Raw genomic sequence first — 1144 nt, 5'->3', positions numbered from 1 at the left:
GCCCCGCCGCCCGCCGCCACCAGCCCCCCCCGCTCCACCCCCTGGTCCAGGAATTCCTGGACTCCCTCGCCACCGCCCAACGCGACCGCTTCACCGGCCGCTGCGCCGAGGCGATCCTCATCTCCCGCCACATCGCCGCCGCCGACGCCACCCGCAGCAAACGCGCGGCCCGCAAACCGATGACCAACGGCGAAGCCCGCAAAGCCCTCAAGCAGGCCAAACTCACCGCCCGCCGCATCCGCGAGGCCGGCGACCCACTCCACGGCAGCTTCGCCGCGCCCTGCCGCGCCTGCGAGGCCCTCAGCGCCCACTTCGGCGTACGGATCGTGGACCCCACCCAGGAACCCTGACCCCGCAAGACGGCGTCCCCACCGACACGGTGACCGCCGAGCACCAACCCTCGACGAACGAAGGGCAGATGCAAGCCGACCGCTCCTCCACCACTCGCTTCTCCGTGCCCGTGGACGCCGCGCTGCGCGCCGCGGGCTGGCTGCCGGGCCGCTGGGACATAAAGCAGGCCGAGATCTGGGCCGACACCCTCCGCGAGCACACATCCCCCGCGGGACACCGCCACGCGGTCTTCCCGGCGGCCGTGGAGGCGTGGGCGGAGTTCGGCGGCCTCCACATCACCGCCCAGGGCCCCGGCCGCGCACTCGCCCCCTCGGCGCTCCACCTCGACCCCCTGCACGGGCTCCACATGGCCCGCACCCTCGGCGACCTCGGGCGCGCCCTCGGCACCGAGGTCTGCCCCCTCGGTCTCGAACCCGACACGCACACCATGCTCGCCATCGACACGGAAGGGCGCGTGTACGCGCTGGACCACACCGGCGACTGGTACCTGGGCCCCTCGCTCGACCAGGCGTTCACGACGCTGCTGACGGGGATACCGCCGGTACGGCTCACCGCGGGGTGAACCCAGTTCGCGTCTGCCCCTTCGGGTGAGTGGCCGACTGCGGGTCCGTCGTGGCTTGTCGCGCAGTTCCCCGCGCCCCTGAAAACCTGGGGCGCACCCGGCACCACGACGCGCCCTGACCGCCCCGCAGCCGCCCATGCTCCCCAGAGGATGTGCCAGGAGGCGACCTCCCGGCGCGCCCCCGACCCACGAACGAACCCAAGGCGCCGACGACTCCCCCCTCCGCTCACC

The 1144-nt window shown here is 73.7% G+C and carries 2 protein-coding genes; both read left to right on the top strand.

Annotated features, from left to right (window positions below):
* Positions 1-350 (top strand): YwqJ-related putative deaminase (locus FNH08_RS50370; protein WP_265579863.1); only part of this gene is annotated, 350 nt, incomplete at its 5' end.
* Positions 351-418: 68 nt separating this feature from the next.
* Positions 419-913: an SUKH-3 domain-containing protein gene (locus tag FNH08_RS50365; protein ID WP_152778730.1), complete on the top strand. Its 495-nt coding sequence runs from the start codon at positions 419-421 to the stop codon at positions 911-913.
* The last annotated feature ends 231 nt before the right edge of the window (positions 914-1144 follow it).

Source organism: Streptomyces spongiae (genome assembly GCF_009377185.1).
In the GTDB taxonomy this organism is placed as follows: Bacteria; Actinomycetota; Actinomycetes; order Streptomycetales; family Streptomycetaceae; genus Streptomyces; species Streptomyces spongiae.
The sequence above is the reverse complement of the archived record's forward strand: the minus strand, read 5'-3'. Positions and strand labels throughout refer to the sequence as shown.

Excerpts from the sequence above, each read along its gene's own strand:
- FNH08_RS50365 (WP_152778730.1), top strand. The coding sequence starts at position 419 with ATGCAAGCCGACCGCTCCTCCACCACTCGCTTCTCCGTGCCCGTGGAC.